This window comes from Spiroplasma sp. NBRC 100390 (assembly GCF_001886495.1).
Taxonomy (GTDB): Bacteria; Bacillota_I; Bacilli_A; order Mycoplasmatales; family Mycoplasmataceae; genus Spiroplasma.
The window spans coordinates 926,185-951,938 of record NZ_CP018022.1 but is presented as its reverse complement, the minus strand read 5'-3'; the positions used below and the strand labels follow the sequence as shown (position 1 = coordinate 951,938).

The following is a 25,754-nucleotide window of genomic DNA, read 5'->3' as shown; positions in this document are numbered from 1 at the left end:
GGTTTAAAATTTTAAACAAAATTTTAAACCCTTTTTCTTATTACAAAATAAGATGTTTAGCAAAGATTTTATTAACGCTAAAATGAATAATAATAATTATGAGCGCTGAGAAAATAAAAGTAAAAGCAGTGTCTGAAATTCAGTGAAATCTCTCAACAATAAGGGCAAAATTCATTGATAAAATATGGCTTAATCATAAGACAAAGCATAGTTTTATTTTTCAATTAATTTTATTATTATTCTTATTTTTTAAAAATAAGAGCATTATTGAACCACTGCAGTATGTTGCATTAATATGGCCACTAGGAAAAGCATATTCTCACGGTGTTTTAAATGTTGGCATATTTGGGTTATTAAATAAGGAAAATGCTGGTTTTCATCATGGATATTGTCATTCTGGGGGAATATTATTAAGATATCCATTTCCAAGATTATAACCATAATGAAAAGATGATTGTAAATAGTGGTCTAAAAAGAGAGGGTGTTCTTGTATTAAATCACCAAAAATAGCATTATAATAGTAAATTCGATGGGTTGCCCCCTTCATAATAACAATGACAAAATAAGACACAATTAAAAAACTCAAGGCTTTTACTGCCTTTAATCAATGTTGTTCAATTAATAATCGTTGTTTTTTGACCAAGCAATAACGAATATAGTATAAACCAAGACTTAAGAGAATTGTTTGATAAAAGAAAACTAAAATTGCACTTGTTAATTTATAATGGTAATTATCAAATAAGATAAAATCAATTCCAGGACCAAATCCTTCATCAGTACTAGGAATTAATGTTAAATTTACGATATTCCCAATTATTCAGGCGCTTAAACCAAAAAGATAATAAGTAGTTGTTATTCAATAGTATTTTTCAAATTTCATCTTTTTTTGATTAATTTTTAACAAAAACCATGTTTCAATTAAAATGGCAAGGTAAATAATTACGACTACAATTAATTCTGTATTTCCTAATTGATCATAAAAACGGACTCAATATTTTGCAAACTCATTTGTTAAACCTTTTGCAAATTCTTTGGCAATTTGATAATCAATAGTATATCATCCTGTTGCAATTAAAACACCAATACTAACAACAACAATAATTAATAATGGGATGGCAAAAAATCAAAAAATACCGCTTTTCTTTATAAAAAAACTTATTTGCTTTTGGTGCATATATTGGCTCCATTCTTTTTTAGGAAAAAGTTATCATTCTTTTTCATTATATGTCAAAAAAGCATCATAAAAAATTATTTTTTTCGTTTATTTTAAAAATTTTCACGGTATAATTATTCTGAACATTATTATTAATAAGTAAAATAATTGTTAATTGGTTTTAACTATTAGTTCACAAGGGTTTTTTAATTAAATAAAGTTAGATATAATAAATATTAACTATGCAACGTTATATAGGTGATTAAAATGAAAACAAATTTTAAAAAGTATTTTCAAACATTTTTTAATATATATTCAATATTATTTATTTTATATTTTGCAATTTCATTTTTTTTAACTCGTTTTATTCGTCATTATGCTAATTGGGCTTTTATTAATGTGACCTTAAATTTAACTTATATTATTTTAATAACGAGTGCTTTTTTATTTTTCTTAGCAATTTTAATTCAAGTTTTACAAAATTTTAAGCATTATAAACGAATTATTTTGCAATGAGATAATATTTTGAAAATCAATATTATTGTACTATTATTATGAATAGCTAATATTTTATTATTATCATATAAGGTTTATGTTAATACTTCTGCAACAGTTTTGTTTAATCGATTCACAAAATTTTACTATCAGTTTTATCAATCAATTTTAATTTCATTTTATTTCTTTTATGCTTTATTTGTTATTACCTTTTTTGTTACTTTGATTATCTTTCGAGTTTATTTAGTTTATTGATATAAAATTAATGATTTAATTTATTTTAATCCGTTGATGGATTTAACATTGTTTTTTATTGTTTTAGGGTCATATGCTTTTGTTAAGTATCGATTTAATGATTTAATTATTTTTTTATTAAAGAAATTAATAATTATATCGCTTTTAATTGCCAATATAATTAAAAGTTATCGTTTACTTATTTTTAAAAAGGAAACAACCCCACCACAAATGTTAATACTTAATCTGATTTTATAAAGGGAAATATTTTTATTAAAACTTGATTTATTATTTATGTTACTTAATAGTTATAATTAAATTTATTAAAATGAAAACAAAGGAGAGATAAAGAAAATGAAAAAATTAATGATAGTTTTAACTTCTTTAGCATTAACAGCACCAATTGCGGGGGCTGTAGTTGCTTGCAAGGATGTTAACAATAAAGGTGGGCAAACGGACGGAACTTTTCCAACAGTTTCTAATATTAAAGCAAAATTAAAACAAGAAAATTACAATGTTGATAATTTAGATGTTGATTTAGCACCAGGAATGAAAACAGCAACGATTCGTTTCATGCCAGATGCACCAAACAAGCCATATTTAACAAAAAAAATGGATTTAACATGACCAACCAATGATATTACTAAAATTATTACAGTGACATCAATGCCATATGATGCTGCAATGGGAAAAACTTTGCCAGCCCAAACTGTATTAGATGCTGTTAATGGTTTAAATGGAACAAAATTTACGCTTAATGATGTTGATGTTAAAGTTGATCAAACTAGTTATAATTCAACAATTACTCCAAAAGCGGGTGGAAATTTTACGGGAGAAGCAATAGCAATTGTTAATGAACCAATTACCTTTTCAGAAGCATTTCCTTTAACAAATATTGGTGATATTTATATTGCTGAAGAATTATGGAATGCTTATAAAAGCAAACCGAGCGATGAGTCAATACAAACAAGTTTAACGGCTGCTATTATGGAATTTGTTGGTGATCGTAACCGTTTTGCCGCTTTATATAAAGGTACAATGCTGGCAGTAATGATGGATGCAATGAGTAATAATGGAATTAGTTTAACAATTAATACAAATAATGGTGAAGGAAGTTTAAAAATTGAAGCAAGTGCGGCAGGAGTTATTAATAAGTCAGTATTAACAGCTAATTTTACAATTCATTCAACACCACGAAAATTTTTAAATACCAATGATGCTAAACCAACAAGTGGTAGCACAATTAATGTGACATTAGATAAAAGTTATAGTGCAGAAACAGTTGATAACTTACGTTATGATCTTGTGACAAAATTATTAGGACAACAATTTGCAGATCAATATAAAGATATCTGATATGATGAAATTTGAGTAACCTTTAAAGAAGATAAGTCTGGGGCAACGGTTAATGCTAAGCCAGGATCAAAAATTTTAGCAGCATCAGATTCATTAGCATCATTGATGACAAAGATTCCATCGTATACTTTAAATGTAACTTTTTCTTAAAAGAAAAAAAGAAACGCATGTGTTAATGAGTTTCTTTTTTTGTTAAGACAGTTTATAATTAAAAGGACATATTAATGATCGTTTGTAAAATTAAAGGGGGAGCATAATGACAACAATTTCGTATGTTTTATTAGGAATTATTTTATTTATTTTAGTTGTTTTTTTAGGGATTTATTTGTTTAAATCAAGTAAAAAAACAATGGCCAATAATGATTCAGCATTATTACAAAAAGATATTCAAGCATCAAAAGAAATTTTAGAAAAACAAGTAACAATGTTACAAACACAACTTATAGAACAAAAACAGGAGTTATTAAAATTAATTAGTGAGTTTCAACGCTCTTCAACAGACAATGATAGCCAGTTTAATCGTAATATTGCAATTTTAAATGAGGGTTTAAATAGTTTTAAAAGTAATTTGTCAAAGCAAGACAGTGATTTAAAAAATAACTTAGATAATCAGGGTCAATTTATTTCAAGATCGTTTAGTGATGTTTTATCAAATCTAAATGTTTTAAAAGAATCCTCAGCAACTTTAAAAGAAGTGGAAGAAAAAGTTAAAGCATTAAATGATATTTTTTTAAATAATAAAAAACGAGGTAATTTAGGAGAATATTTGTTAGAAAAAGTATTGAGTGATATGTATGGTGAAGGGCACCAAGGGTGAGAACGTCAGTATCGTTTACCAACAGGGACCCTAGTTGATGCGTTAGTTAAAACTGGTGGGGCAAAGGAAAATATTGCGATTGATGCTAAGTTTCCGTTAACAAATTATAATAAATATTTAGAAGCTAGTGAAAAAACAATTAAAGATAAATTTTTGAATTTATTTAAACAGGATTTAAAGGATCGTGTTAATGAAGTTGCAAAATATATTAATTTAGAAAACGAAATTTCAAGTGCAATTATGTTTGTTCCCTCAGAAGATTTATTTGCTTTTATTTATGGGCAATTTCCAGAAGAAATTATTACTTTTGCCTTTCGAAAGAAAGTATGAGTTACTTCACCAACAACTTTGTCGGCTATTTTATTTGTGCTCGAAAAACATATGCGTGAAGTTGCTTTTAATAAAAACCTAGAAGTTATTAAAAATAATTTATTACGAATAAAAGGTGAATTTGATCGATGAGTTGAGCGATGAGAAGAATTTACAAAAAACTTTATAAAATTAAATGGTAATATTGATCAGTTGAATACTACTCATCATAAAATTCATAGTCAATATAACAAAATTTTAAATGACCAACAATTAGAACAACCGCTTGATGAAAACTAACATAAAAAGAAAGAATAGAAACTATGTATCCAAAACTAATATGAAATTTAGCCCGTATTAAAACAAATTGTCAGATAATGGTGCAAGAATGTTCCGCTAGGAACTTGGACCTTGTTGGCGTTGTTAAATTAGGGGCAGGCCAACAAAAAATTGTATCAACATTAATAGAAAGTGGAATTAAAACAATTGCAGATTCTCGAATTTTAAACTTACAGCAATTTGCTCATTTGCCAGTTAAAAAAATGTTGTTGCGATTACCAATGTTAAGTGAAGTTCCAACGGTTGTTAACAATGCTGATTGTGCTTTGGTTTCTGAAATTGTGACAATTAAGGCTTTAAATCAAGCAGCACAAGTTATTAATAAGAAATTTGAAATAATCTTAATGATTGAAACTGGTGATATTCGAGAAGGATTATGAGATGAAGGATTAATTTTTCAAACAGTTGCAACGGTATTATCGTTATCACATATTAAGTTAACTGGCTTAGGAACTAATTTTGCTTGTTTCGGTGCAACAGTTCCCACCGTTCAAAAATTAAATCAATTGGTACAATTAAAACAACAATTAGAACAACATTTTAATATTAAATTACCAATTATTAGCTGTGGTAACTCAAGCCATATTACAATTTGGGATAATCCGCAATTGAATCCAGCAATTAATCAAATTCGGAGTGGGACAGCCTTATTAATGGGTTTAGGATTAAATGATGAACCAATTCTTTTTTTACAACAAAATAATTTATGACTAGAAGCTGAAATTATTGAATTACAAACAAAACCAAGTGCATCAATTGGTGAGCGAGGATTAGATGCTTTTGGTCGGATAAAAGAATTTGATGATATTGGTGAACGGGTAAAAGCAATCATTGCATTAGGACGACAAGATTGTCCTTTTGAAGAATTAACACCTTTTGAAAAAGGTATTACTATTTTGGGACAATCAAGTGATCATACTATTTTAGATATTACTGATTATCATGCGGAATTAACCGTTGGTAGCGTTATTAAATTTAAAACAACGTATTTAGCGAATTTAATGTTGGGAACTAGTTGTTATGTTCAAAAAGAATTTTTAGAATCATAACAGTTTAGGTAACTAGTACAAGGTAAAGGATAAAAAATAGGTATTATTTAGGACGACAATTTTCAAGTTAATTAAAGGGACAATATTTCTTAATTAATTTAATTGTGTTTACTTATGTATGGTAAAATAATATTACTAAATCAAAGAAGGTTTAGGTTGTTTTTATAGTATAAATAAATTTTAAACAATATTAATTATATTAAATATCAATAACCTGTATCAAAGAACATTTATAAAAATAGACTTTATATTTTTATATTTTTTATTTGTAAAAATATAATTTTTTGTAATTTAATAAAAGAATATCAGAAAGGGACAACCAATAAAATGAAAAAACTTTTACAATTATTATTAGTTACCACAATTACAAGTAGTACCTTACCAATTCTAACTGCTGCTAGTTTATGAAAAAGAGAAACCAAGATCAAAAATAAAACCGATGATTTTTTAAAAATAAATGATTTTAAAACAAGTCACAAAATAAAACGGGAAAATCACCCCATATTTTTACCAGAATTAATAAAAAATACTAATTTAGGAAAAATTTCCACAAATAGTGAAGAAGATATTTTACAACGAGTTTTTGCCTTAAATAGAAATGCTAGAAGACACAATATTGCTATTGCAAGATTATTGGATAATCAAGCGCAAATTGTGTTGCGAGAAGACTTGGAAAATAATACTTTTTATCAAAATAATTTTATTTGAGTAAGTTTTGAGACTCAAGGTGATGTTGAAATTAGAGTGGGGAATTCTGTATTTTATTGCAGTTCTGATCAAGTTCATTTAAGACAAAGCAATGATAGTTCCTCGCTTTTTAAAAATTTTTCAACTCCGACTTCATCTTTATTTAATGACCATACAAGTATTAATTTAGGGATAATTCCTGATAATCAGTTAGATACAATTATAAGCAATATTGATCGTTATTTATCAAACCACAATAGAAGTAATTTTTTAGGTAATTATTATCTATTACATTATAGTCATTCTGATGCAATTATTGCACCAAAATTTTCGCAATATGAAGGGGAAATTGTCGTAACTTTCACCCCAAACAGAATTGATTTAAATTCAATAATTATTAACACGGATTTAGGAACCATTACTCCACAAGAACTTCTGCCAAGAATATATCAGTTGAATCCTTTATTAAATAATTTACCGCTTTTTGTTACTTTCATTTCACATACTGAGGTGATAGTTTCAACAAATAATAATGAATTATATTTTGGCTCAGTAAGAGTTTTATTTAATTTTAAGGTTGTAACTAACAATATTTCAGGGCAATCACAAAATAAAAAATTTGATTCACCAAACAATTCAGATGAACAACAAAATTTTAATAATACACCACAACCCGAAGCAACTGCCTTGCAACAAATTCCAGTTTCAGAAACAAGTTTAACGTACAATAATGATAATTTTAATGGTGGAAAAAAAGTTAAAAATGTTATTAGTGTTTTAGATGAAAACACACAAGGTGGACGCTTACAAGCGGGTGATAGTTATATTGGAACAAATAATGGTGTTACTTTAAATTATGTTCAAAAAGGAGAAAGAAGTCATAAATTTACTAATTTAAATTCTCCAATCGTTAATATTGTGGAAGATGGTAAAGGTGGAGCTTTTGTTCTTAATAATATTGGTGAGATTTATCATTTAGATTCACAAGAATTAAGTTCAAGTTTAATGCAAAATTTAAAAAGTAGAGATTTGAAAAAAGAACTATTTCTTTATTTCAATAGTAAAAAAGAAGACGTTACAATATCTTTTACTGCTAGTAATAATATTAAATCATTTGATATTTTTACCTTTAACCTTGGTAAAATAAACCCATTAAATTATAAGTATATTGAATTTAATAAAGTTACTTCACAAGCAGTTACATCTTGAGGCAAAACAAAATATGGTTATCCTTATGAAGGTAGAGATAAAGTAAAATATGAATATACGATTCCAAAAATAAATCATACTTTTAATAGTTTATTAAAAACAGAAAATAATTTATTAGAAAATATTATTACAAATAACAATAATATTAGTGGTGTAACACCAATTCAAGAAATTGAAAAAGTAGCAGCAAATACAATTCAAGAAATTGATACATATTACTATTCTGCTTGAATGGGAACAAAACAAAAATTTGGGATAAACTTTTATTGATATAAAGGTAATTATTATTTCCAACTAATTCTTTTTCATTTATTAGATTGAAGAGCTTCTTATGCTAGTTTAGAAAGTAAAATAAGCCTTGGGAATAGTATTAGATTATATAATTAAATAAAAAAACAGAACTACTTTATTAGTGGTTCTGTTTTTTTATTTGATATTTTAGGCAATGCTGTCCTTCATATCCTTGAATAATTTAGTGTATAATTTATTTATATAATAAAGGCCTAGGAAAAGAGAAAAGATAAAAATGAAATTAATTGAAACAAAATTAAGCCTTTTAAATGGCGTTAAAATACCATTAATTGGTTTGGGGACTTATAAACTAACTGATGAAACCGAAACTTATCAAACTATTTTAACGGCATTACAGAGTGGTTATCGTCATATTGACACAGCGCAGTATTATGGCAATGAAGCAATCATTGGAAAGGCAGTAAAAGATAGTGGGATTCCCCGTAGTGAAATTTTTATTACAAGTAAAATTTGAAATGCAAATCATAAATATGATGCTGCGTTACAAGAAGTTGATAATATTTTACAAAGATTAGATACTGATTATCTAGATTTATGTTTAGTCCATTGGCCAACTGCTGATCGTAATGAATGTTTTCGCGCCCTAGAAACCGCTTATAAGGCAAAAAAAATTCGAGCAATTGGGGTGAGTAATTTTGAAGTTAGTCATTTAGAAGAATTAATGGCAATTAGTGAAGTTAAGCCAATGGTTAATCAAATTGAATTACATCCAGGTTTAAACAATACTGCTGTTGTTCAATTTTGTCAACAAAATGGGATTATTGTTGAGTCATGAGCAACATTAATGCAAGGAAAATGTACGACAAATTCAACAATCCTAAAAATTGCTGAAAAACATCAAAAAACCCCGGCACAAATTTGTTTAAAATGAGCAGTGCAACAAAATATTGTTGTTATTCCAAAATCAACGCATAAAGAACGTCTGATTGCTAATACGCAGTTAGATGATTTTATGTTAGATGAAGAAGATATGACAACATTATTTGCATTATCACAAGAAAGATTGGGTCCTGATCCAAATCATGTTGATTTTTAAAATTATTAACCAATAATTTTAAAAATCTTTTTTTATTTTTTTGTTATAATTTACAATATAACTTAACAAAAGGAATGATATGATGAAAAAAATAATTAGTGTATTGGGAACTATAACAATGATTGTGACACCTGTTACAACAATAATTAGTTGTCAACAAGAAGTAAAACATTATGTTCCAACGCGAAATACCGATATGGAAGCAGATGTTAGTCAGTTTTTATCACAATTTACTTTGCAAGCATTTAACGATGAAGGTGATTATTGAGTAAAACATAATAATGATGATTTAATTTTTACAACTTTTAATAAAGATAAAGAAGCGCATACCTTAGCACCAATTATTAATTATGCCTTTAATAATTCAGAAACAGTTTCAGCTTTTGAATTACCAAAACAAAATGTTTTATTTAAAACATATCTTGTGACAATGCCATCAAAGTTACCAGCACCAGAACAATTGTATCGTGATTTTCAACTGTTTCCTTTAATTCGCGACACGACTGCATATAGTTATACAACGGGTGAAACAACAATGCAAGAAACAACAATTGAAGGAGAGCATTTAACAACAATAATTTATTATTTAACAATTAATTTAAATAGTAATGTTTTTTGAAATTATGAAATTAATAAAGATTTATCAAATTATTTAATTAATTATATTCAAACTAATCCAAGTTTTATTTTTTCACAAAACATAACTGACGAAGCAATTATGACAAGATGGTTAACAAATGTTTATACTGATTCTAATAATTTTAAAATTAGCAATATTAAAACAATTAAAAATATTTCTGATTTAGTTGTTTATTTAACAGATAAAATTAATTTTCAGTTTAATAATTTAGATACTAAACAAATTGGTAACCAAGGGGAATTTAATTTTAATGTTAGTGATCAAAAAAATAATTATCGTTGACAATTAAACAAGTTAAAATATGAAATTCGGTAAGAATAATTATTGTATCTTATTTTCTTTTATAATTTAAACCAACTGTATTTTTAACTTTTGTTAATTTTTTATTGGCAAGATAACGGGCTTTTTCTGCGCCAGCATCAATTAATTGGTCAATGGTGTCATCTTTAATTAATTGGTGATATTTTGTTTGAATTGGCTCTAAGGTTGTAATAATAGCTGTTGCTACTTCTTCTTTTAACTGTCCATAATCACAATTACTTAATTCTTTAACAGTAGATTCAATTGTAATGTTTTTTAAAACAGCATAAATTGTTAAAAGATTACTTACTCCCGGTTTTTGTTCAGGATCATAAGCAATTTTTCCATCAGAGTCAGTTATTGCTGAACGAATTTTTTTACGAATAACATCGGGTGCATCTAATAGTCCAATAAAAGATTTCGGATCATTTGATGACTTACTCATTTTTTTAGTTGGGTTTTGTAAATCCATAATTTTACCACCAACTGGGGGAATAAAATCATTAGGGAGTTTAAAAAGTTCTTGTTGGTAACGATTATTCATTCGTTCGGCAATGTTTCGTGTTAATTCAATATGTTGTTTTTGATCTTTTCCAACCGGAACTAAGTCAGCATCATATAATAAAATATCAGCGGCCATTAAAGTTGGATAAGTTAATAGACCAGTTGGAATAAATTCCGTGCCATTTTCGGCTTTCATTTTAATTGACTTATCTTTAAATTGAGTCATTCGTGATAATTCCCCAACAGTGGTATTACATAATAAAATATGACTTAATTGTGTTAATTCTAAGACATCTGATTGGACATAAATAATTGCATTGTTGGGCTCTAATCCACAAGCATAATATAACGCAATCATATTTTTAATATTACTTTGTAATTCTTCTTTTCCAATGGGGATTGTAATCGCATGTAAGTTTGCAACAAAAATAATTAAGTTATTATTTTTTTGTAGTTCAATAAAATTTTTAATTGCGCCAATATAATTTCCTAATGTTAATTGTCCAGTGGCAGTAATTCCTGAAACAATTGTTGGTTTTTTTCCGTCCATCTTTTTTCCGTCCTGTTCTAAAATTAATACTATATTAGTAATATCATAGCAAATAATTTTCTCTTTGCCATCAAAAAACACCGAAAAATGATGTTTTTTCTTGAATTTTTTCTGTAATTTATTTACTATTGTTTGAACAAATAATATAATACCTGTATAGACTTAGAAGGAGAGTACAAAATTATGTCAAAAATTGAGAAAATTTATGCTCGTGAAGTAATTGATTCACGAGGTAATCCAACTGTTCAAGTTGAAGTTTGAACAGAATTTGGAGGATATGGTTCAGCAATGGTACCATCAGGAGCTTCAACCGGAAGTCGTGAAGCATTAGAATTAAGGGATGGTGATAAAGGACGTTACCAAGGGAAAGGTGTCTTAAAAGCTGTCAATAATGTTAATACAAAAATTGCTGAAGAACTTGTTGGAATGGAAGCAACTGATCAAGTTGCAATTGATAAAGCAATGATTGCTTTAGATGGGACAGATTTTAAAAAGAATTTAGGAGCTAATGCAATGTTAGGAGTTTCAATGGCGGTTGCTAAAGCAGCAGCTTGTGAAGTTGAATTACCATTATATAAGTACCTAGGAGGAGTTAATGCTAAAAAACTACCGGTGCCAATGTTAAACATTATTAATGGGGGAGAACATGCTGATAGTGCAATTGATTTCCAAGAATTTATGATTATGCCAGTTGGAGCACCAACTTTTAAAGAAGCGTTACGATGAGCATCAGAAATTTTCCATACATTAAAAAAAATCTTACATGATAAAGGAGATATTACTGCTGTTGGTGATGAAGGGGGATTTGCACCACATTTTAATTGAGCATATAAAGATCAATCATTAGCATCATTCCAAGCAAAAACACCAGCAGAAGTTGCCTTAGATTTAATTGTTGAAGCAATTAAAGCAGCGGGGTATAAAGCGGGTGAAGATGGTGTGATGATTGCAATGGATTGTGCATCATCAGAATTGTATTTTGAAGACAAAAAATACCACTTTAAAAAAATTGAAAAGGTAACTGGGAAAGAATATGCAATGACAACAGAAGAATTAATCAAATATCTTGATAAATTAGTTGATACATATCCAATTATTTCAATCGAAGATGGTTTAGCAGAGGCAGACTGAGCTGGTTTTGAGTTACAAGTTAAAACAATGGGACACAAAATTCAAATTGTTGGAGATGATTTATTTGTTACAAATCCAAAAATTACGGCGGAAGGAATTGCTAATGAAGCCGCTAACTCAATTTTAATTAAATTGAACCAAATTGGAACAGTTACTGAAACAATTGATACAATTCAATTAGCACAAAAAGCAGGATGAACAACAGTTGTGTCACATCGTTCAGGAGAAACCGAAGATTCAACAATTGCTGATTTAGCAGTTGCTTTAAATACTGGTCAAATTAAAACGGGAAGTATGTCACGAAGTGACCGTATTGCAAAATATAATCGTTTATTAGCAATTGAAGATGAATTAGGAACAGTTGCTGAATATGATGGAATTAAAACATTCTATAATTTGAAAAAACATGTTTTACATTTAAAAAAATAACCTTACGGTTATTTTTTTATTCAATATCTTTTAGTCAATTTAATGTTCGATTAACAGCAACTTTTCAACCTTTTAGTAATTTTTGAACAATTGTTTGGTCTAACTTAGCATTATATTTTTTATCAACCATTAGAATTTGTTTAATTTCATCACGTGATGTTCAGAAATTAACAGCTAAACCAGCTAAAAAAGCTGCGCCCATTGCTGTTGTTTCAATGCTTTTCGGGCGAATTACTTCCACTTGCGTAATATCAGCTTGGAATTGCATTAAGTATTCATTACGACTAGCACCACCATCAACCTTAATTCTTTTAATTGGTTTTTTCAGATCTTCAGCCATTGCCATAATAACATCATATGATTGATAAGCTAATGATTCTAATGTTGCTTTTACTAAGTGTTCACGTTTTGTTCCGCGTTCTAAACCAAAGATTGCTCCTCGTGAATAAGAATCCCAGTATGGCGATCCCAATCCAGTAAAGGAAGGAACAACATAGACTTGTTGGTCATCGTTAACAAGATTTGTGTATCAATCAGTTTCACTGGCATGATAAATAATCTTAATTTGATCACGTAGTCATTGCACAGCAGCTCCCGCCACAAAGACAGAACCTTCTAAGGCATAAGTTGTTGTTCCTTTATAATCAAGCGCAATTGTTGTTAATAAACCGTTATTTGATTTAATTGGGGTTTGTCCAGTGTTCATTAAAATAAAACATCCGGTTCCATAGGTATTTTTAACTTCTCCTGGTTCTAAGCAAAGTTGTCCAAACAAGGCTGCTTGTTGATCACCAATGGCACTAGCAATTGGAATCTGAATGTCAGTATCTTTACTTAATAATCCTGGAAAAGTATGACCATAAACTTCGGAAGAAGATTTTACTGTTGGTAAAATTCCTTTTGGAATATCCATTAAGTTCAATAATTCTTCATCTCATTCTTTAGTATGAATATTAAATAGCATTGTTCGACTAGCGTTCGTTGAATCGGTAACATGTGTTTTACCACCTGTTAAACGATAAATTAATCAAGTATCAATTGTCCCAAATAGTAAGTTATTATCGTTTGCCAATTGGCGCGCACCTTCAACATTATCTAAAATTCATTTTATTTTTGTCGCCGAAAAATAGGGGTTAATAATTAAACCTGTTTTTGTTTGAACTAATTCACTTTTTCCTTGGGCAATTAATTCATCGCAATATTTGGTAGTACGGCGATCTTGTCAGACAATAGCATTATAAATTGGTAAACCAGAGCGTTTATCTCACATTACAACTGTTTCACGTTGGTTAGTAATTCCAATCCCGACAATATCTTCGGGTTTAATTTTTGCTTTATTAACTGATTGTACTAATGTTGTTCGTTGTGAGTTTCAAATTTCAACAGCATCATGTTCAACTCAACCAGCTTTTGGGAAAATTTGACTAAATTCTAATGCATCACTTGCGACAATTTCACCTTTATAATTAATAACAAGCGTACGACAACTTGTTGTTCCTTCATCTAAACTTATAATATATTTTGACATTATAAACGTTTCCTTTCGTTAAATTGTTGGAATAATTTCAGTTTGGATAGGATCAAAATGCGGGTTTGTGATTAATTCACAGCCAGCAGCTGTTAGTAAATGACAAATATATTTGGCAATCGCGGGAGCACTACTTAATCCAGGTGATTTTGTTCCAGCGACATTAATAAATTTTGGATTGTTATGTGCTGGTTTTAAATAAAAATCTTTGGATAGAGGTTCAATTGGGCGTGATCCCGCAAAAGTTTGACATGTTTTTTCCATTTTAAGGTTTGGAATAATTTTAGTTCCAATTTGACCAATTTTTTCATACATTGCTGGTGTTACAAGGCGCGTTTCTGCCTTTGGAATATTGTCTTCCGCAGTTGGGCCAACTAAGAGATGGCCATCTAACATTGGGGCAACAATAACACCTTTGCCATGAATTGTTGGGACCATAAAAATAATATTTTTTACTAAGTTGCCCTCACTTTTTTCTAAAACACGATATTCTCCACGCTTAGTAACTAATTCATAATCAGGATAACCAGCTTTTGCAGCAAGAATATCACAGTAATGACCAGCAGCATTAATTAAATATTTTGCAAAATAAGTAACTTCTTGTTCTTGATGCAAAGTTGTAATTTTAAAGTGTTTCTGATCAGAGTGGTACTGAATATTTGTTACCAGGTGATCTAACCGTAAATGTTGATTATTTTTAATACTATTTGAAAAAAGACTTTGTGTTAAGACTACGGGGTCAACAACATATGAAGAAGTACATAATAATGCTCCTTGAATTTCAGGACTTAGATTTGGTTCTAAGGTATGAACTTCTGCTTGATTAATAAGACGTAAATGCTTTGGATCAACATTGTTTGTAATTCCACGTTGATATAGCATTTCTAAGTGTTTTTGTTCTTCATCATTAAACGCAATAACAAGTGAATTAACTTGTTGGTGGGGAATAGTAAGTTCCTTAAAAATTGTTTGATAAAGGTGATGTCCCTCGACATTTAATTTTGCTGTTAATTTCCCTGGCGTTGGATCAAAACCTCCATGAATAACGCCAGAATTTCCAGCGGAGGTTTCCATTGCTACTTTTTTATTTTTTTCAATTGTAATGGTTGTTAATTGATAACGACTTAATTCACGACTAATTGCCGCGCCAATAACGCCACCACCAATAATACAAACATCATAACTAGATTTTTTTTCCATGATATTTATAATATCCTTTCTATTAAATTGATTAAAATAGTAAGAAGATTCCACCAGTAGCAAGTCCAGCACATGTTGGTGCTACAACTGGAATTCAACTATAACTCCAATCCGAGTGTCCTTTATTTTTTAATGGTAAGACAAAATGAACAATTCGTGGAATTAAGTCTCGAACAGGGTTAATTGCATAACCGGTTGTTCCACCTAATGATATTCCAATTCCAAAAACTGTTAAACCAACAAATAATGGTCCTCATGACCCTAAACTAAATGTCTGATATTTACCAATTGCTAAAATTGCAGCAACTAACACAAATGTTCCAATAAATTCAGCAAAAAAGTTAAAGAAGGCAGGACGATAAGTTGGTCCAGTTGCATGTATTGCAAGAACAAAATCGGGGTTATCACTAACGGTATCTTTGATATGTTTTCAATAAAAGATATTAACAATAATTTGGCCAATTAAAGCACCAGCAACTTGTCCTAATAATAAGGCTGGTAATAAAAATCAGCCATTGTTAATAAATCAAGTTTGTTGAACAACCATTGCAAATGTTACGGCGGGGTTTAAATGGGCAACGCCCTTTAAAGCGCTACTAGCCATTGCCCCAACCAGTACCGCAAAACCTCATCCAGCGGTAATTGCAAAAAAACCTTGTCCATTTCCTTTTGTTTTTTTTAATAAAATGTTAGCAACAACACCATTTCCCAAAATAATTAGGAGCATTGTTCCAAACAGTTCTAAACCAAAATGTTGAAAAAATAATTGAGTATTTGTCATATTTATTTTCCTTTCAAATTTGTAAAGTGTGATGTTTCAATCAGATTTTATTATGTTTTAAGTTAATAATAAATTCCCCCTTTCTACAATTAATTTAAATAAAAGAATTATCGATAACTTGCTAATAATTTTTAGCAAATTACTGGAAAGTAATTAATTTTTGGTAATATTTGGTAAAACAAGATGTAATTTCCTTAATAATTAAAGAAGATTTTTTCTTTCATATATCATAATTTTCTAAATTGTATAAGATTGTTGTTAGAATATGGATTAAATCAATTTTAACATAAGTTTTATTTTTATTAGTATCTTTTGCAATAGCAAGACGGTATCCTTCCCGTGTAAAGGAAAAATATGCTGCAAATTTTAATTGACTTAATTTTAAATGCATGCGAATGCTTTCTAAGCAATCAATAATTTTGTGATAAATTTCAATTTTCATTTTAGAATTCTCCTATTAAGTTTGTTACTACCTTTATTTTAACCAAGTTTTTTTTTTTTTTTTTTGGAAAAATTATTAGAAAAATATAATAATATTTTCTTATTTATTAACTTAACTAAAATTGATGATTATATAAAAGAGCATAAGTATTTATATATTGAAAAAAATAAGAGAAAAGAGATGGAAGAAATCAAACACAATAGTACAATTAGAAATTATACTAATCATGTATTATAAATGAATAAGGGATGATGATCTAATCGCGGATATACAAGAATGTTCAAAAAATTAAGTGTTCAAAAAATTGATTATCAAAAACATTTAATTGATAAAGAATTACAAGAAAATAATGTGGTTAATCACAAAAAACACATAAAATAGTAGTTATGTTAATAGTTAATAAGAAAAATTTAGATAAATTTTTAACAATAATTAATAGATACAAAGATTTTCATTGAAGTTGAAATCTAAGATATAAGTGTTTTCTGAATAAATAACATTTTTTGTTTTATATAAAATATGTTATTATTTAATCAATAAATTTGTTGCATTTGCATTTACAATTTACATTATTAAAATCACTATGAAAATAATAAAGGAGAGAGTATCGGATGAACAGATTTTCAAAGACAATTTCAAATTTAAGTATTTATTTATTAATGATAACATTACTACATTTTCTTATTATTGCAACTTTGTTAATATTAATTAAAAGATTTATTAATAGCAAAATTGAAAAATTTTCTGGTAGCTTATTTCGGTGAATTCAAAATAGTTTACATGCTAGTTTAACTTCAATTCAAAACGTCGGAATTATTTTAACTGTTTTTTCGTTGTTTTTTATTGTAATAATCCTTATTGGAATAATATTAATTAATTCAAGAAAATCAGCTACACAAAGATTAGGTTATTTTTTCGGTATTGGCAGTGGTCTACTTTTATTGTGTGTTTCTTTTCTGCCTTTAATCTTTATCAAAACGGCTAGTATTAGTGATGAATTAATGATTTTTGTTCTAGTAATGCTATTCATATTTTTTGGTTTTAGCAGTAGTTTACTATTAATTGGTTCAATATTTGGTATCATATCTGCAAAAACGGAAGCTAATAATTATGAACCTAAAGTAAAAATTAATAAAAATATTAGTTAATTTTAAAGCATAAAAATAAGCCTTGCTCTTGGTTAAGATAGTCCCTATTTCTTATAATTATATTTAAGAACAATTTCCCGATTGTTTTCCGCACCAATTGATTTTGAAACTACCTCCGGAAACTTTAAAACATTTTTATGGACTAATTTCTGGTGTTCTCTATTCATAACAGGTAAAATCTGTTCTTTTTTTGATGTCAAAACTTTATTAATAGCATTTTGTAAACCTTCAAATAACACTAATTTATCATAATTAAAAATAATAATAAATTTAATTTTAAAACTAAGGACCTTTTAATTAGGACTTGATTATATTATAATTAACTTATTAATATTAAGTGAGGCAAAAAAATGAAATTACATCCACTGGTAAAAGAAGTTTTAATTACTGCAGAGGAAATTGAACAAAGATGCTTAGAATTAGGACAAGAAATTAGTAGTTATTATCTTAATGAATATCCAGTTCAAGATAATACTATTTTATGTTTAGGGTTATTAAAAGGTTGTATTCCTTTTATGGCAAAATTTATTTCCCATTTAGTTGGGGTAGAATGTGAAACTGAATATATGGTTGTTTCATCATATTTTGGTGGGGTCAAAAGTAATAGTGTTCCACAAATTTTACTAGATTTACCAATTCCAGTCACAAACCGTGATATTTTGTTAGTAGAAGATATTATTGATAGTGGTAAAACAGTTAAAATGATTAAAGAATATTTATATTTAAAAGGAGCTCGTAGTGTTAAAGTTGTTACTTTATTAGATAAAAAAGCGGGACGGGAAGTGGATTTAGTTGCTGATTGATATGGCTTTGATGTTCCTCATGCGTTCTTAATTGGCTTTGGATTAGATTATGAAGATCGTTTACGAAATTTACCATATATTGCAATTGCTGATCCGGAAAAATTAAAAACATGACAATGAGGAACAAAAAAATAATTAAACAATAATAGTAAGTGTGAAATTATTATTGGAGGCATAAATGAAAAAAATTACAACAAGAATGATTACAATTAATAGTATTATTATTGCCATTTTTTTATTGTTTGCATTAGTTCCTTCATTGGGATATATTGCAGTTGGTCCAGTTAATCTGACTTTAATGCACATTTTATTTTTAATTGGAATGTATGCTTTATATGTCACAATGAATCTAAATTTAATTTGATCAGGTTTGATTTATGGTCTTGTTTTTGGTTTGTCTTCGTTAGTCCAAACATTTATTTCACCAGGAATAACAGCTTTTATTTTTATTAATCCGTTATTTTCTGTTGTTCCGCGGGTTTTAATGGGACTTTGTGTTGGCCTTTTAGCTTATTTTTTAACAAAGATTTCGGATAAAATTGAAGCAAAAATTTATGCGAACCAAGTTACTGAATTAACATGATATCAACGCCACTATTTAAAAATTTATAATGTAATTATTGCTTTTACAACAGCAACCTTAAATACTATTTTTGTTTTAGTTTTTATGTATTTTATTGGTCCCTTAATTTATACTAATCCTGATCAACAAGCTATTTTTAAAACTTTTACTTGGCTTATTTTAGCAACAAATTACTTACCCGAGATGGCATTAGCGGTTGCAATTTTTCCGCCGGTGGCTTATGCTTTACGAAAACTTTATTTATAATTTTAATCTTATTAAAAAAATTACTTTTAAAAAAATAATCTGTATTGTATTCTTACTAAGAACATTATAAAATTAATAATAAGAAAGAAGCGATAAATAGTGAAACAACCGGCAGGACTTATTTTTTTAAAAGTAATTTTATTTTTTTTGTTATCACCACTGTTATATTTTTGATATCTTTTATTATGGCCACTAGGCTATTTTTTAGCTCGATTTCACACTACAGATGAATTTTCTGATCAACTAGAAAACAATAAGACTGAGTGAGTAAATATTATGGTTGTGATGTTATTATGAATTTTTTGTTCTATCATTATTGCGCTAATATTTTTAATTTATACATTAGTCCAATATTTGCGAGTCTATCAGGATTTAAATAATGCATTACGAAGTTTATTTGGCTTAGCATGAATTATTTCCTTTTTTCAAAAAGTTTTAAAAATTAAAGCATAATTAATTATAAGTAAGATAAAATAATGGTATAGAGGAGAGAGTGGTTTCAATGAAGAAAAAAATTGCAATTTTAGGGGATTCATTAACATTTGGTTATTTACCAATGGGCATTGGTAAAATGTCAGAAACAGATAATTGACCAGCAAAATTAACAAATTTATTAACTCAACATTATCAAACAACAGAAATTGAAATTCAAACTGATGCCCAACCAGGGCGAACAATTATTAAACCATTAATTGATTTTGGATTTCCACAAGATAATGGGATGGACAATTTATTAGCGTTATATCAAAAAGCAAGTCCGTTTGATTTGTTTATTATTTTTTTAGGAACAAACGATTATTTTGGTTATGATGCATATGCAAAATTAAAAGAAATACCAGACTATCCAATTGAAGAAAAGATTGTTAGTTCATTAGGACAATTAATTAATCAAATGAAAAATTTTCATCATGATAATCATGAAGAAATTAATTATAAAGTATTAGTTGTTTGTCCACCAAAAGCATTAACGATGCATGATGGTGAATTATTAACTTCATTACCAGGGGCTTATCAAGAACATTTTGCTAATTTAAAGATTCCTATTGTTAATTTACAATTAACTGCTAATCCGCATTTAGAAGATCAAACAAAATATGATGGGATTCATTATACGCCAGCGGAAACTTTAGCGGTAGCACAAGCCATTTTTGATATTATTGTTACTGACAATTTGTTAGCAGTAAATTAATCTATATTTGTCAAACATTTTGAAAGGAATAAATAAGAATGATTATTGGCATTTATGGTTATATTGGAACTGGAAAAACTAGCGCTTGTGAATATCTCCAAAATAAATATCATTTAACATATTTAAATGCTGATCAAATCGCCAAAGAAATTATGCAAGAAAAAACAACTTTAATGTTCTTAAACAAAACTTTTCCAGGAGTTGTTAAAAATGAGGTTTTAGATCGTTCTTATTTACGAACAATTATTTTTACTAATCAAACAGCTAATACTAAGTTAAATAATTATTTGTGGCCAAAAGTAAGCGACAAGATATTAACAATAATTAATGATAATCCATTGCAAAATTTTTTAATTGAAGCGGTGGGAATTAATATTTTACCTGTAACTTTTAAAGCTAAGATTTTAATTACTGCTAGGGAGGAAACCATTTTAGCACGGATTGCGGTTCGTGATCAGCAACCAGCAGGACAAACAAAACAATTATTAAAAATTCAAAAGAATTTATTTAAAGATATTAAACCAGATTATCAAATTGAAACCACTGAATCATTACAATTTTTATATGACCAATTAGATAAAATAATGAAAGAAATATTAGGAGATAAACAATAATGCATCGTTTTTTTGCAACTACATTAGACCATGATTATTTTGTTTTAACAGCTGATGATGTTAAACAAATTAAACAAGTTTTACGTTTAAGAGATAATGAACAAATTATTTGTATTTATAATGCTGAACATTATTTAACAACAATTAAAGTTGTTTCGCCACAGAATTATTTGTTTAAATTAACAAAAAAATTGAAACAAAATCATGAAAGTCCAATTAAGATTCGTTTAATTGCTGGTTTAATTCGAAATACAAAATGAGATTATTTACTGCAAAAAGCTACTGAATTAGGGGTTAATGAAATCATTCCCTTTCAGTTTAAACGTTGTGTGGTACAATTAAAAGGTGAAAATAACGTTAAAAAAATTGAACGTTGAACAAAAATTTGTAAAGAAGCTAGTGAACAAGCATATCGAAATCAGATTCCGTTAATAAAAGATGTTGAAAGTGATTTAAAAGTTTTACAAAAATATCAAAGTGATGTAAATCTTGTTTGTTATGAAAAAGCTGCACCAAATTCACAATTAAAAAACTTTTTACACCAAGATTTTACAACAATTACGATTGTAGTTGGACCAGAAGGTGGGTTTAGCGAAGAAGAAATTGCGGTTTTAACAACGTATGGTTATCATTCAGTTTCATTGGGGCAACGAATTTTACGGGCAGAGACAGCGCCATTGGCTATTTTAACAATGATTATGTATGAAAAAGAGTTATAGGAGAAGGTAAGGATGACAAAAGTAGTATCGATTAAAGCACTAGTTAGTGTCGCAAATGTAATATTATATACCGGTTTAGTATTAATTTTTTTAATTCTAGGATTACAAAAATGAAATATTGCGGCAGTAACGGGATATAAAATTGGTTATGTCTTAATTGGTTTTGCAACTGTTATTTTTATTATTTACCATTTAGTTCGAATTCATGAACTGAAAAAAACGCCATTTCAATTATTACGAAAACATATTATTTTTATGCAAGTTTTTTATATTGGACAATATTTAATTTTTGCTATTAGTTTGTTTTTTTTAATTTTAGCTAATACAAAAGTTTTAAATCCAGCTCAAATTTGTATTTTTTGATATGTTTGGTTTCCAACTGTTTTTGTAGGAACGATTGTTTTCTCAGTTTTAGAATCAATTGTTCGTGTTGAAGAACGAATTTTTATTGTCAAGAAAAATTGACAAGATTCTGAATTATGAGAAAAAGAACAGCAAAAAGATAATGCTGACTTAGCATTAGAAAAAGATGATTCTACAAAAAAAACACAAAATCCTTTTTTTGATGATGATAATAATAGTAATTAGTTTATAATTAGTAAAAGGATAATTAATAAAGGAGTATGAAAAAATGAAGAAATTTTTAGTTCTACTAACTAGCATTTCATTAGCAACAGTAGTTAGTACCAATGTTGTTGCATGTATACCTCAACCAAAAAATGGGAACGATGCTATTGGAGATAAATTAGATTTAAGTTTATTTGCTTTTGATAAAATGCAAAACAATAAATTTAGTTTGAAAAAAGATAATGTAATTGTAAATGATCAAATTAATTTAGAATCAGGGATAACAAAAGGAATTCAAAATATTATCCCAATTTATTTGCCTTGAAATGAAGTGGATGTTACAGTTACAATTGGTAAAACACCAGCAACTTTTAAACAAGTATATCTTAAAATGCAGGCAAAAGATGGGGCAAAATCAATTAAAGGTTCAGTAATGTGGGGAAACTTAGAAGCAACACCAAAAGCATATGTTGATCTTCGTCCTAACATAAAAGATTGACAACCAGAAGGACAAAGAACATTAAAAGTTAAAGCAGAAGGTGAATTAGAAACAGCAGCTTTTAACGCTTTAGGCGGACATGCACTAGGTAAAAGTGATTTAGCAGGACTTGGTTTAAGGGGAACATATGATAAAGCCACTAATACTTTTACTGTTACAGCCGATGGTGCAACAAGTGAATTCTTTGCAACTAGTGATCTTGTTTTTAATACAGTTATTAATTAATAATTTTACCAACTACTTAACAAGAATGAAAGGTACATAGTGAGGTGCTTTTATGTTAAAGATTGGAACAATTGGAACTGGGAATATTGTTAGTGAATTTATTGAAGCTTGTCGGGAAGTATCGGGAGTTGAAGTTAGTTGTCTTTACTCACGTAGTTTAGAAAAAGCTAAAATTTTTGCGTTAAAAAATAATTTATCAGTACGAATAGTTGATAATTTTGAAGATATGTTAGATCATATTGATATTATTTATATTGCATCACCAAATGGGTTACATTATCAACAAGCAAAGTATTTTTTACAACAACAAAAACATGTTTTAATTGAAAAACCAGCAACTTTTTTAGCCCAAGAGTTAATTGAATTAAGAGAAGTAGCAATTATTAATAATGTTTTTTTAATGGAGGCTTTTAAGCCACTTCATTTACCAGCATACCAAGTTTTACAAGAAAATGTTAATAGAATACATCCGTTTTTAGCAACTTTTCATTGTAACCAATATTCAAGTCGAATGAAAGAAGTTTTATTAGATGATTATAATTCTGTTTTTGATGAAACCTTAGGGAAAGGTTCATTGTATGATATGTTAATTTATCCGGTAGAATTAGCAGTTGCTTTATTTGGCCCAGTTAAAGATGTCAAAGCAATGAGTCACAAGTTAAAAAATGGTGTTGATATTAATAACGTTGTTCTTTTACGTCATCACAATAATATTTTAACAAATATTGTTTGTTCAAAAGCAGCGGTCGGAATTAGTGATAGTGAAATTTTAAGTTATGATGCAACAATTAATTTTACTAATTTAACAAAATTAGAAACAATTATGATATATAACCGGTTAACAAACAAGACAATGATGCTTCCATTAGCAGCTGAACATCAGAATAAAATGTATTATGAATTACAACATTTTGTGAATATAATAAATACAGGGAATTATCCTGAAATGCAGCGGTTATTAGATTATTCTATTGCAGCAATTCGCATTTTAGAAGCAGTACAAGTTAACGAAGAACAACAGGGAGAACTATTAAATGAAATTAAATAGATATATTGATCATACTTTATTAAAACCAGATACTACAACTAGTGAGATTAAGCAGTTATGTTTTGAAGCAAAACAATATGATTTTGCTTCAGTCTGTATTAATCCAACATATGTGTCATTAGCTCATAAATTATTGCAAGATAGTGCTGTTAATGTTTGTGTTGTTGTTGGCTTTCCATTAGGAGCAAATACAACAGCAACAAAAGTAACAGAAATCACTAATGCTTTGCAAGAGGGAGCGAATGAAATTGATATGGTAATGAATATTAGTCAGTTTAAGTCAAACAATTATAATTTAGTAGCAGCTGATATGGCGGCATGTAAAAAAGCGGCGGGAACAGCTGTTGTTAAAGTTATTTTAGAAACATGTTTATTGTCAGAAGCAGAAATTATTAAGGCATGTCAATTAGCAGAACAAGCAGGACTTGATTTTGTTAAAACGTCAACTGGTTTTAGTAAAGCAGGAGCAACAGTGGCAAATGTTAAATTAATGAAAGAAACAGTTGGTGATCGTTTACAAGTTAAAGCGGCTGGGGGTGTTCGTAGCAAAGCCGATGTTTTAGCAATGATTGCCGCAGGAGCAACTCGAATTGGAACTAGTGGTGGTGTTGCGATTATGCAAGATAAAACACACTTAGTAGGTTATTAATTAAAATAAATAGAACAGTGGGGACGAAAGAATGTACATATTAAAAAATGATAATTTAGAGGCACAAATCAGTAAAAATCCTTTTGAACTAATTTCGTTAAAAAAAAGTGGCAAGGAATATGTTTATCAGCAAGATAGTACTTGAAAAAAATCATGACCAATTTGTTTTCCAATTACAGGAAAACTAATTAATGATCAATATCAACTTGCTGATAAAACATATCACATGACAGGACATGGTTTTTTTCGTGCTATTACTGATTGAGTTGTTGTGACACAAACAACTGATATGTTAGTTGTTAAATATGTTGCAACAAAAACTTTTTATGAACAATATCCTTTTACTTTTAAATTAGAAGTAACATACCAATTAGTAGGAACGGAATTAATTAATAAGGTTAAAATTACTAATCTTGATTCAGAACCATTACCTTATAATTTTGGATGGCATCCAGCGTTCATTTGTGATGATCATTTAGGAAAAATTATATTTGATCAACCCCAAACAGTTACCCATATTCCGGGTGGATCTTTTTTAGGAACAGCAATGACAACGGAGATCAAAAATGAAATCGAATTAGATGAGTATGATTTTACAACAGGACAATGTTATGCTTTGTTAAATCAAACAACCGAACAAGTATTAATTGTTGATCCAACACGGGTTGTTCGTTTAACAACAAAGGGATATCCTAATGTCTTGATTTGAAAATGTCAAAATGATGCAAAATATATTTGTGTTGAACCATGAGATGGACATCAAGATGATATTAATTATGCTACAACACCATTTGATCAAAAACCATGAATTAATCATCTTGCACCACACGTCACAAAAGAATATGTATTACAAGTTGAATTAAAAAAATAAAACCTCTTAAGAAATTAAGAGGTTTTAATCAATTAAATGAATATTATTTTAAAGGTTACAATAAACAAGCAAGGGGGATTGCCTGTTGCCTA

General features: G+C 28.4%; 28 protein-coding genes. 21 read left to right on the top strand and 7 right to left on the bottom strand.

Annotation, left to right across the window (positions count from 1 at the left end; translation table 4 throughout):
* Positions 1-40: 40 nt before the first annotated feature.
* A complete protein-coding gene (locus S100390_RS04215; RefSeq protein ID WP_070407041.1) occupies positions 41-1,174 on the bottom strand; it encodes a phosphatase PAP2 family protein in 1,134 nt (377 codons plus the stop codon).
* A 246-nt stretch (positions 1,175-1,420) separates the two neighbouring features.
* On the opposite strand from S100390_RS04215, the gene S100390_RS04210 reads away from it, so the two are divergent.
* The 7 genes from S100390_RS04210 to S100390_RS04180 all read left to right on the top strand — a co-directional run bounded on the left by S100390_RS04210 (position 1,421) and on the right by S100390_RS04180 (position 9,951).
* Entirely contained in the window at positions 1,421-2,140 is a 720-nt protein-coding gene (locus S100390_RS04210; protein ID WP_070407040.1) for a hypothetical protein, read from the top strand.
* A 96-nt stretch (positions 2,141-2,236) separates the two neighbouring features.
* Positions 2,237-3,388, top strand: a complete 1,152-nt coding sequence (locus S100390_RS04205) for a Vmc-like lipoprotein signal peptide domain-containing protein (protein ID WP_070407039.1) — start codon at positions 2,237-2,239, stop codon at positions 3,386-3,388.
* A gap of 106 nt (positions 3,389-3,494) precedes the next feature.
* Complete coding sequence (gene rmuC / locus S100390_RS04200) at positions 3,495-4,664, top strand: DNA recombination protein RmuC (RefSeq protein ID WP_070407038.1); 1,170 nt, start codon at positions 3,495-3,497, stop codon at positions 4,662-4,664.
* 23 nt (positions 4,665-4,687) lie between these two features.
* A complete protein-coding gene (locus S100390_RS04195; RefSeq protein ID WP_070407037.1) occupies positions 4,688-5,752 on the top strand; it encodes an alanine racemase in 1,065 nt (354 codons plus the stop codon).
* Positions 5,753-6,079: 327 nt separating this feature from the next.
* Positions 6,080-8,035: a hypothetical protein gene (locus tag S100390_RS04190; RefSeq protein WP_070407036.1), complete on the top strand. Its 1,956-nt coding sequence runs from the start codon at positions 6,080-6,082 to the stop codon at positions 8,033-8,035.
* A 139-nt stretch (positions 8,036-8,174) separates the two neighbouring features.
* The gene (locus tag S100390_RS04185; protein WP_070407035.1) at positions 8,175-8,996 is read left to right on the top strand and encodes an aldo/keto reductase; all 822 of its coding nucleotides are present in this window, start codon (positions 8,175-8,177) and stop codon (positions 8,994-8,996) included.
* A gap of 79 nt (positions 8,997-9,075) precedes the next feature.
* The gene (locus S100390_RS04180; RefSeq protein ID WP_070407034.1) at positions 9,076-9,951 is read left to right on the top strand and encodes a lipoprotein; all 876 of its coding nucleotides are present in this window, start codon (positions 9,076-9,078) and stop codon (positions 9,949-9,951) included.
* Positions 9,952-9,967: 16 nt separating this feature from the next.
* Here the strand turns inward: S100390_RS04180 and trpS are convergent, their stop codons facing one another.
* Positions 9,968-10,990, bottom strand: a complete 1,023-nt coding sequence (gene trpS, locus S100390_RS04175; protein WP_070407033.1) for a tryptophan--tRNA ligase — start codon at positions 10,988-10,990, stop codon at positions 9,968-9,970.
* Positions 10,991-11,173: 183 nt separating this feature from the next.
* Between trpS and eno the strand changes: the two genes are divergently transcribed.
* Positions 11,174-12,550, top strand: a complete 1,377-nt coding sequence (gene eno, locus S100390_RS04170) for a phosphopyruvate hydratase (protein ID WP_070407032.1) — start codon at positions 11,174-11,176, stop codon at positions 12,548-12,550.
* A gap of 16 nt (positions 12,551-12,566) precedes the next feature.
* Here the strand turns inward: eno and glpK are convergent, their stop codons facing one another.
* From glpK to S100390_RS04150, 4 genes are all read right to left on the bottom strand, one after another.
* Complete coding sequence (gene glpK / locus S100390_RS04165) at positions 12,567-14,078, bottom strand: glycerol kinase GlpK (protein WP_070407031.1); 1,512 nt, start codon at positions 14,076-14,078, stop codon at positions 12,567-12,569.
* 18 nt (positions 14,079-14,096) lie between these two features.
* Positions 14,097-15,278 (bottom strand): type 2 glycerol-3-phosphate oxidase, encoded by a 1,182-nt coding sequence (gene glpO, locus S100390_RS04160; RefSeq protein ID WP_070407030.1) that lies wholly within the window; start codon positions 15,276-15,278, stop codon positions 14,097-14,099.
* A gap of 31 nt (positions 15,279-15,309) precedes the next feature.
* The gene (locus S100390_RS04155) at positions 15,310-16,059 is read right to left on the bottom strand and encodes an MIP/aquaporin family protein (RefSeq protein ID WP_070407029.1); all 750 of its coding nucleotides are present in this window, start codon (positions 16,057-16,059) and stop codon (positions 15,310-15,312) included.
* Between the two features lie 139 nt (positions 16,060-16,198).
* A complete protein-coding gene (locus tag S100390_RS04150) occupies positions 16,199-16,501 on the bottom strand; it encodes a hypothetical protein (RefSeq protein ID WP_070407028.1) in 303 nt (100 codons plus the stop codon).
* A gap of 237 nt (positions 16,502-16,738) precedes the next feature.
* On the opposite strand from S100390_RS04150, the gene S100390_RS05610 reads away from it, so the two are divergent.
* Positions 16,739-16,882 (top strand): hypothetical protein, encoded by a 144-nt coding sequence (locus S100390_RS05610; RefSeq protein WP_231918036.1) that lies wholly within the window; start codon positions 16,739-16,741, stop codon positions 16,880-16,882.
* Positions 16,883-17,112: 230 nt separating this feature from the next.
* Positions 17,113-17,649 carry a hypothetical protein gene (locus S100390_RS04145; protein ID WP_070407027.1) on the top strand — a complete coding sequence of 179 codons (537 nt, stop codon included), beginning with the start codon at positions 17,113-17,115 and terminating at the stop codon, positions 17,647-17,649.
* 44 nt (positions 17,650-17,693) lie between these two features.
* Here S100390_RS04145 and S100390_RS05635 read toward each other — a convergent pair whose 3' ends face one another.
* The gene (locus S100390_RS05635) at positions 17,694-17,888 is read right to left on the bottom strand and encodes a R3H domain-containing nucleic acid-binding protein (RefSeq protein WP_257784773.1); all 195 of its coding nucleotides are present in this window, start codon (positions 17,886-17,888) and stop codon (positions 17,694-17,696) included.
* A gap of 111 nt (positions 17,889-17,999) precedes the next feature.
* Here S100390_RS05635 and hpt point away from each other — a divergent pair, with 111 nt between their 5' ends.
* The 11 genes from hpt (at position 18,000) to S100390_RS04085 (ending at position 25,662) form a co-directional block, all read left to right on the top strand.
* Positions 18,000-18,587 (top strand): hypoxanthine phosphoribosyltransferase, encoded by a 588-nt coding sequence (gene hpt / locus S100390_RS04135; protein ID WP_070407026.1) that lies wholly within the window; start codon positions 18,000-18,002, stop codon positions 18,585-18,587.
* A 43-nt stretch (positions 18,588-18,630) separates the two neighbouring features.
* Positions 18,631-19,281 carry an ECF transporter S component gene (locus tag S100390_RS04130; protein ID WP_070407025.1) on the top strand — a complete coding sequence of 217 codons (651 nt, stop codon included), beginning with the start codon at positions 18,631-18,633 and terminating at the stop codon, positions 19,279-19,281.
* Positions 19,282-19,380: 99 nt separating this feature from the next.
* Complete coding sequence (locus tag S100390_RS04125) at positions 19,381-19,734, top strand: hypothetical protein (protein ID WP_070407024.1); 354 nt, start codon at positions 19,381-19,383, stop codon at positions 19,732-19,734.
* Positions 19,735-19,783: 49 nt separating this feature from the next.
* Positions 19,784-20,470, top strand: coding sequence for an SGNH/GDSL hydrolase family protein (locus S100390_RS04120; RefSeq protein WP_070407023.1), 687 nt, complete (start codon positions 19,784-19,786; stop codon positions 20,468-20,470).
* Between the two features lie 38 nt (positions 20,471-20,508).
* Complete coding sequence (coaE, locus tag S100390_RS04115) at positions 20,509-21,084, top strand: dephospho-CoA kinase (RefSeq protein ID WP_070407022.1); 576 nt, start codon at positions 20,509-20,511, stop codon at positions 21,082-21,084.
* Positions 21,084-21,803: an RsmE family RNA methyltransferase gene (locus tag S100390_RS04110; protein ID WP_070407021.1), complete on the top strand. Its 720-nt coding sequence runs from the start codon at positions 21,084-21,086 to the stop codon at positions 21,801-21,803. The genes coaE and S100390_RS04110 overlap by 1 nt, the downstream gene beginning before the upstream one ends.
* Positions 21,804-21,815: 12 nt before the next feature.
* Positions 21,816-22,391, top strand: coding sequence for a hypothetical protein (locus S100390_RS04105; protein ID WP_070407020.1), 576 nt, complete (start codon positions 21,816-21,818; stop codon positions 22,389-22,391).
* Positions 22,392-22,434: 43 nt separating this feature from the next.
* Positions 22,435-23,094: a hypothetical protein gene (locus S100390_RS04100; protein WP_070407019.1), complete on the top strand. Its 660-nt coding sequence runs from the start codon at positions 22,435-22,437 to the stop codon at positions 23,092-23,094.
* A 52-nt stretch (positions 23,095-23,146) separates the two neighbouring features.
* On the top strand, positions 23,147-24,142 hold the full coding sequence (locus tag S100390_RS04095) for a Gfo/Idh/MocA family protein (protein ID WP_070407018.1): 996 nt from the start codon (positions 23,147-23,149) through the stop codon (positions 24,140-24,142).
* Positions 24,129-24,791 (top strand): deoxyribose-phosphate aldolase, encoded by a 663-nt coding sequence (gene deoC / locus S100390_RS04090; RefSeq protein WP_070407017.1) that lies wholly within the window; start codon positions 24,129-24,131, stop codon positions 24,789-24,791. The genes S100390_RS04095 and deoC overlap by 14 nt, the downstream gene beginning before the upstream one ends.
* Positions 24,792-24,822: 31 nt before the next feature.
* A complete protein-coding gene (locus tag S100390_RS04085) occupies positions 24,823-25,662 on the top strand; it encodes an aldose epimerase family protein (protein ID WP_070407016.1) in 840 nt (279 codons plus the stop codon).
* Positions 25,663-25,754 lie beyond the last annotated feature (92 nt).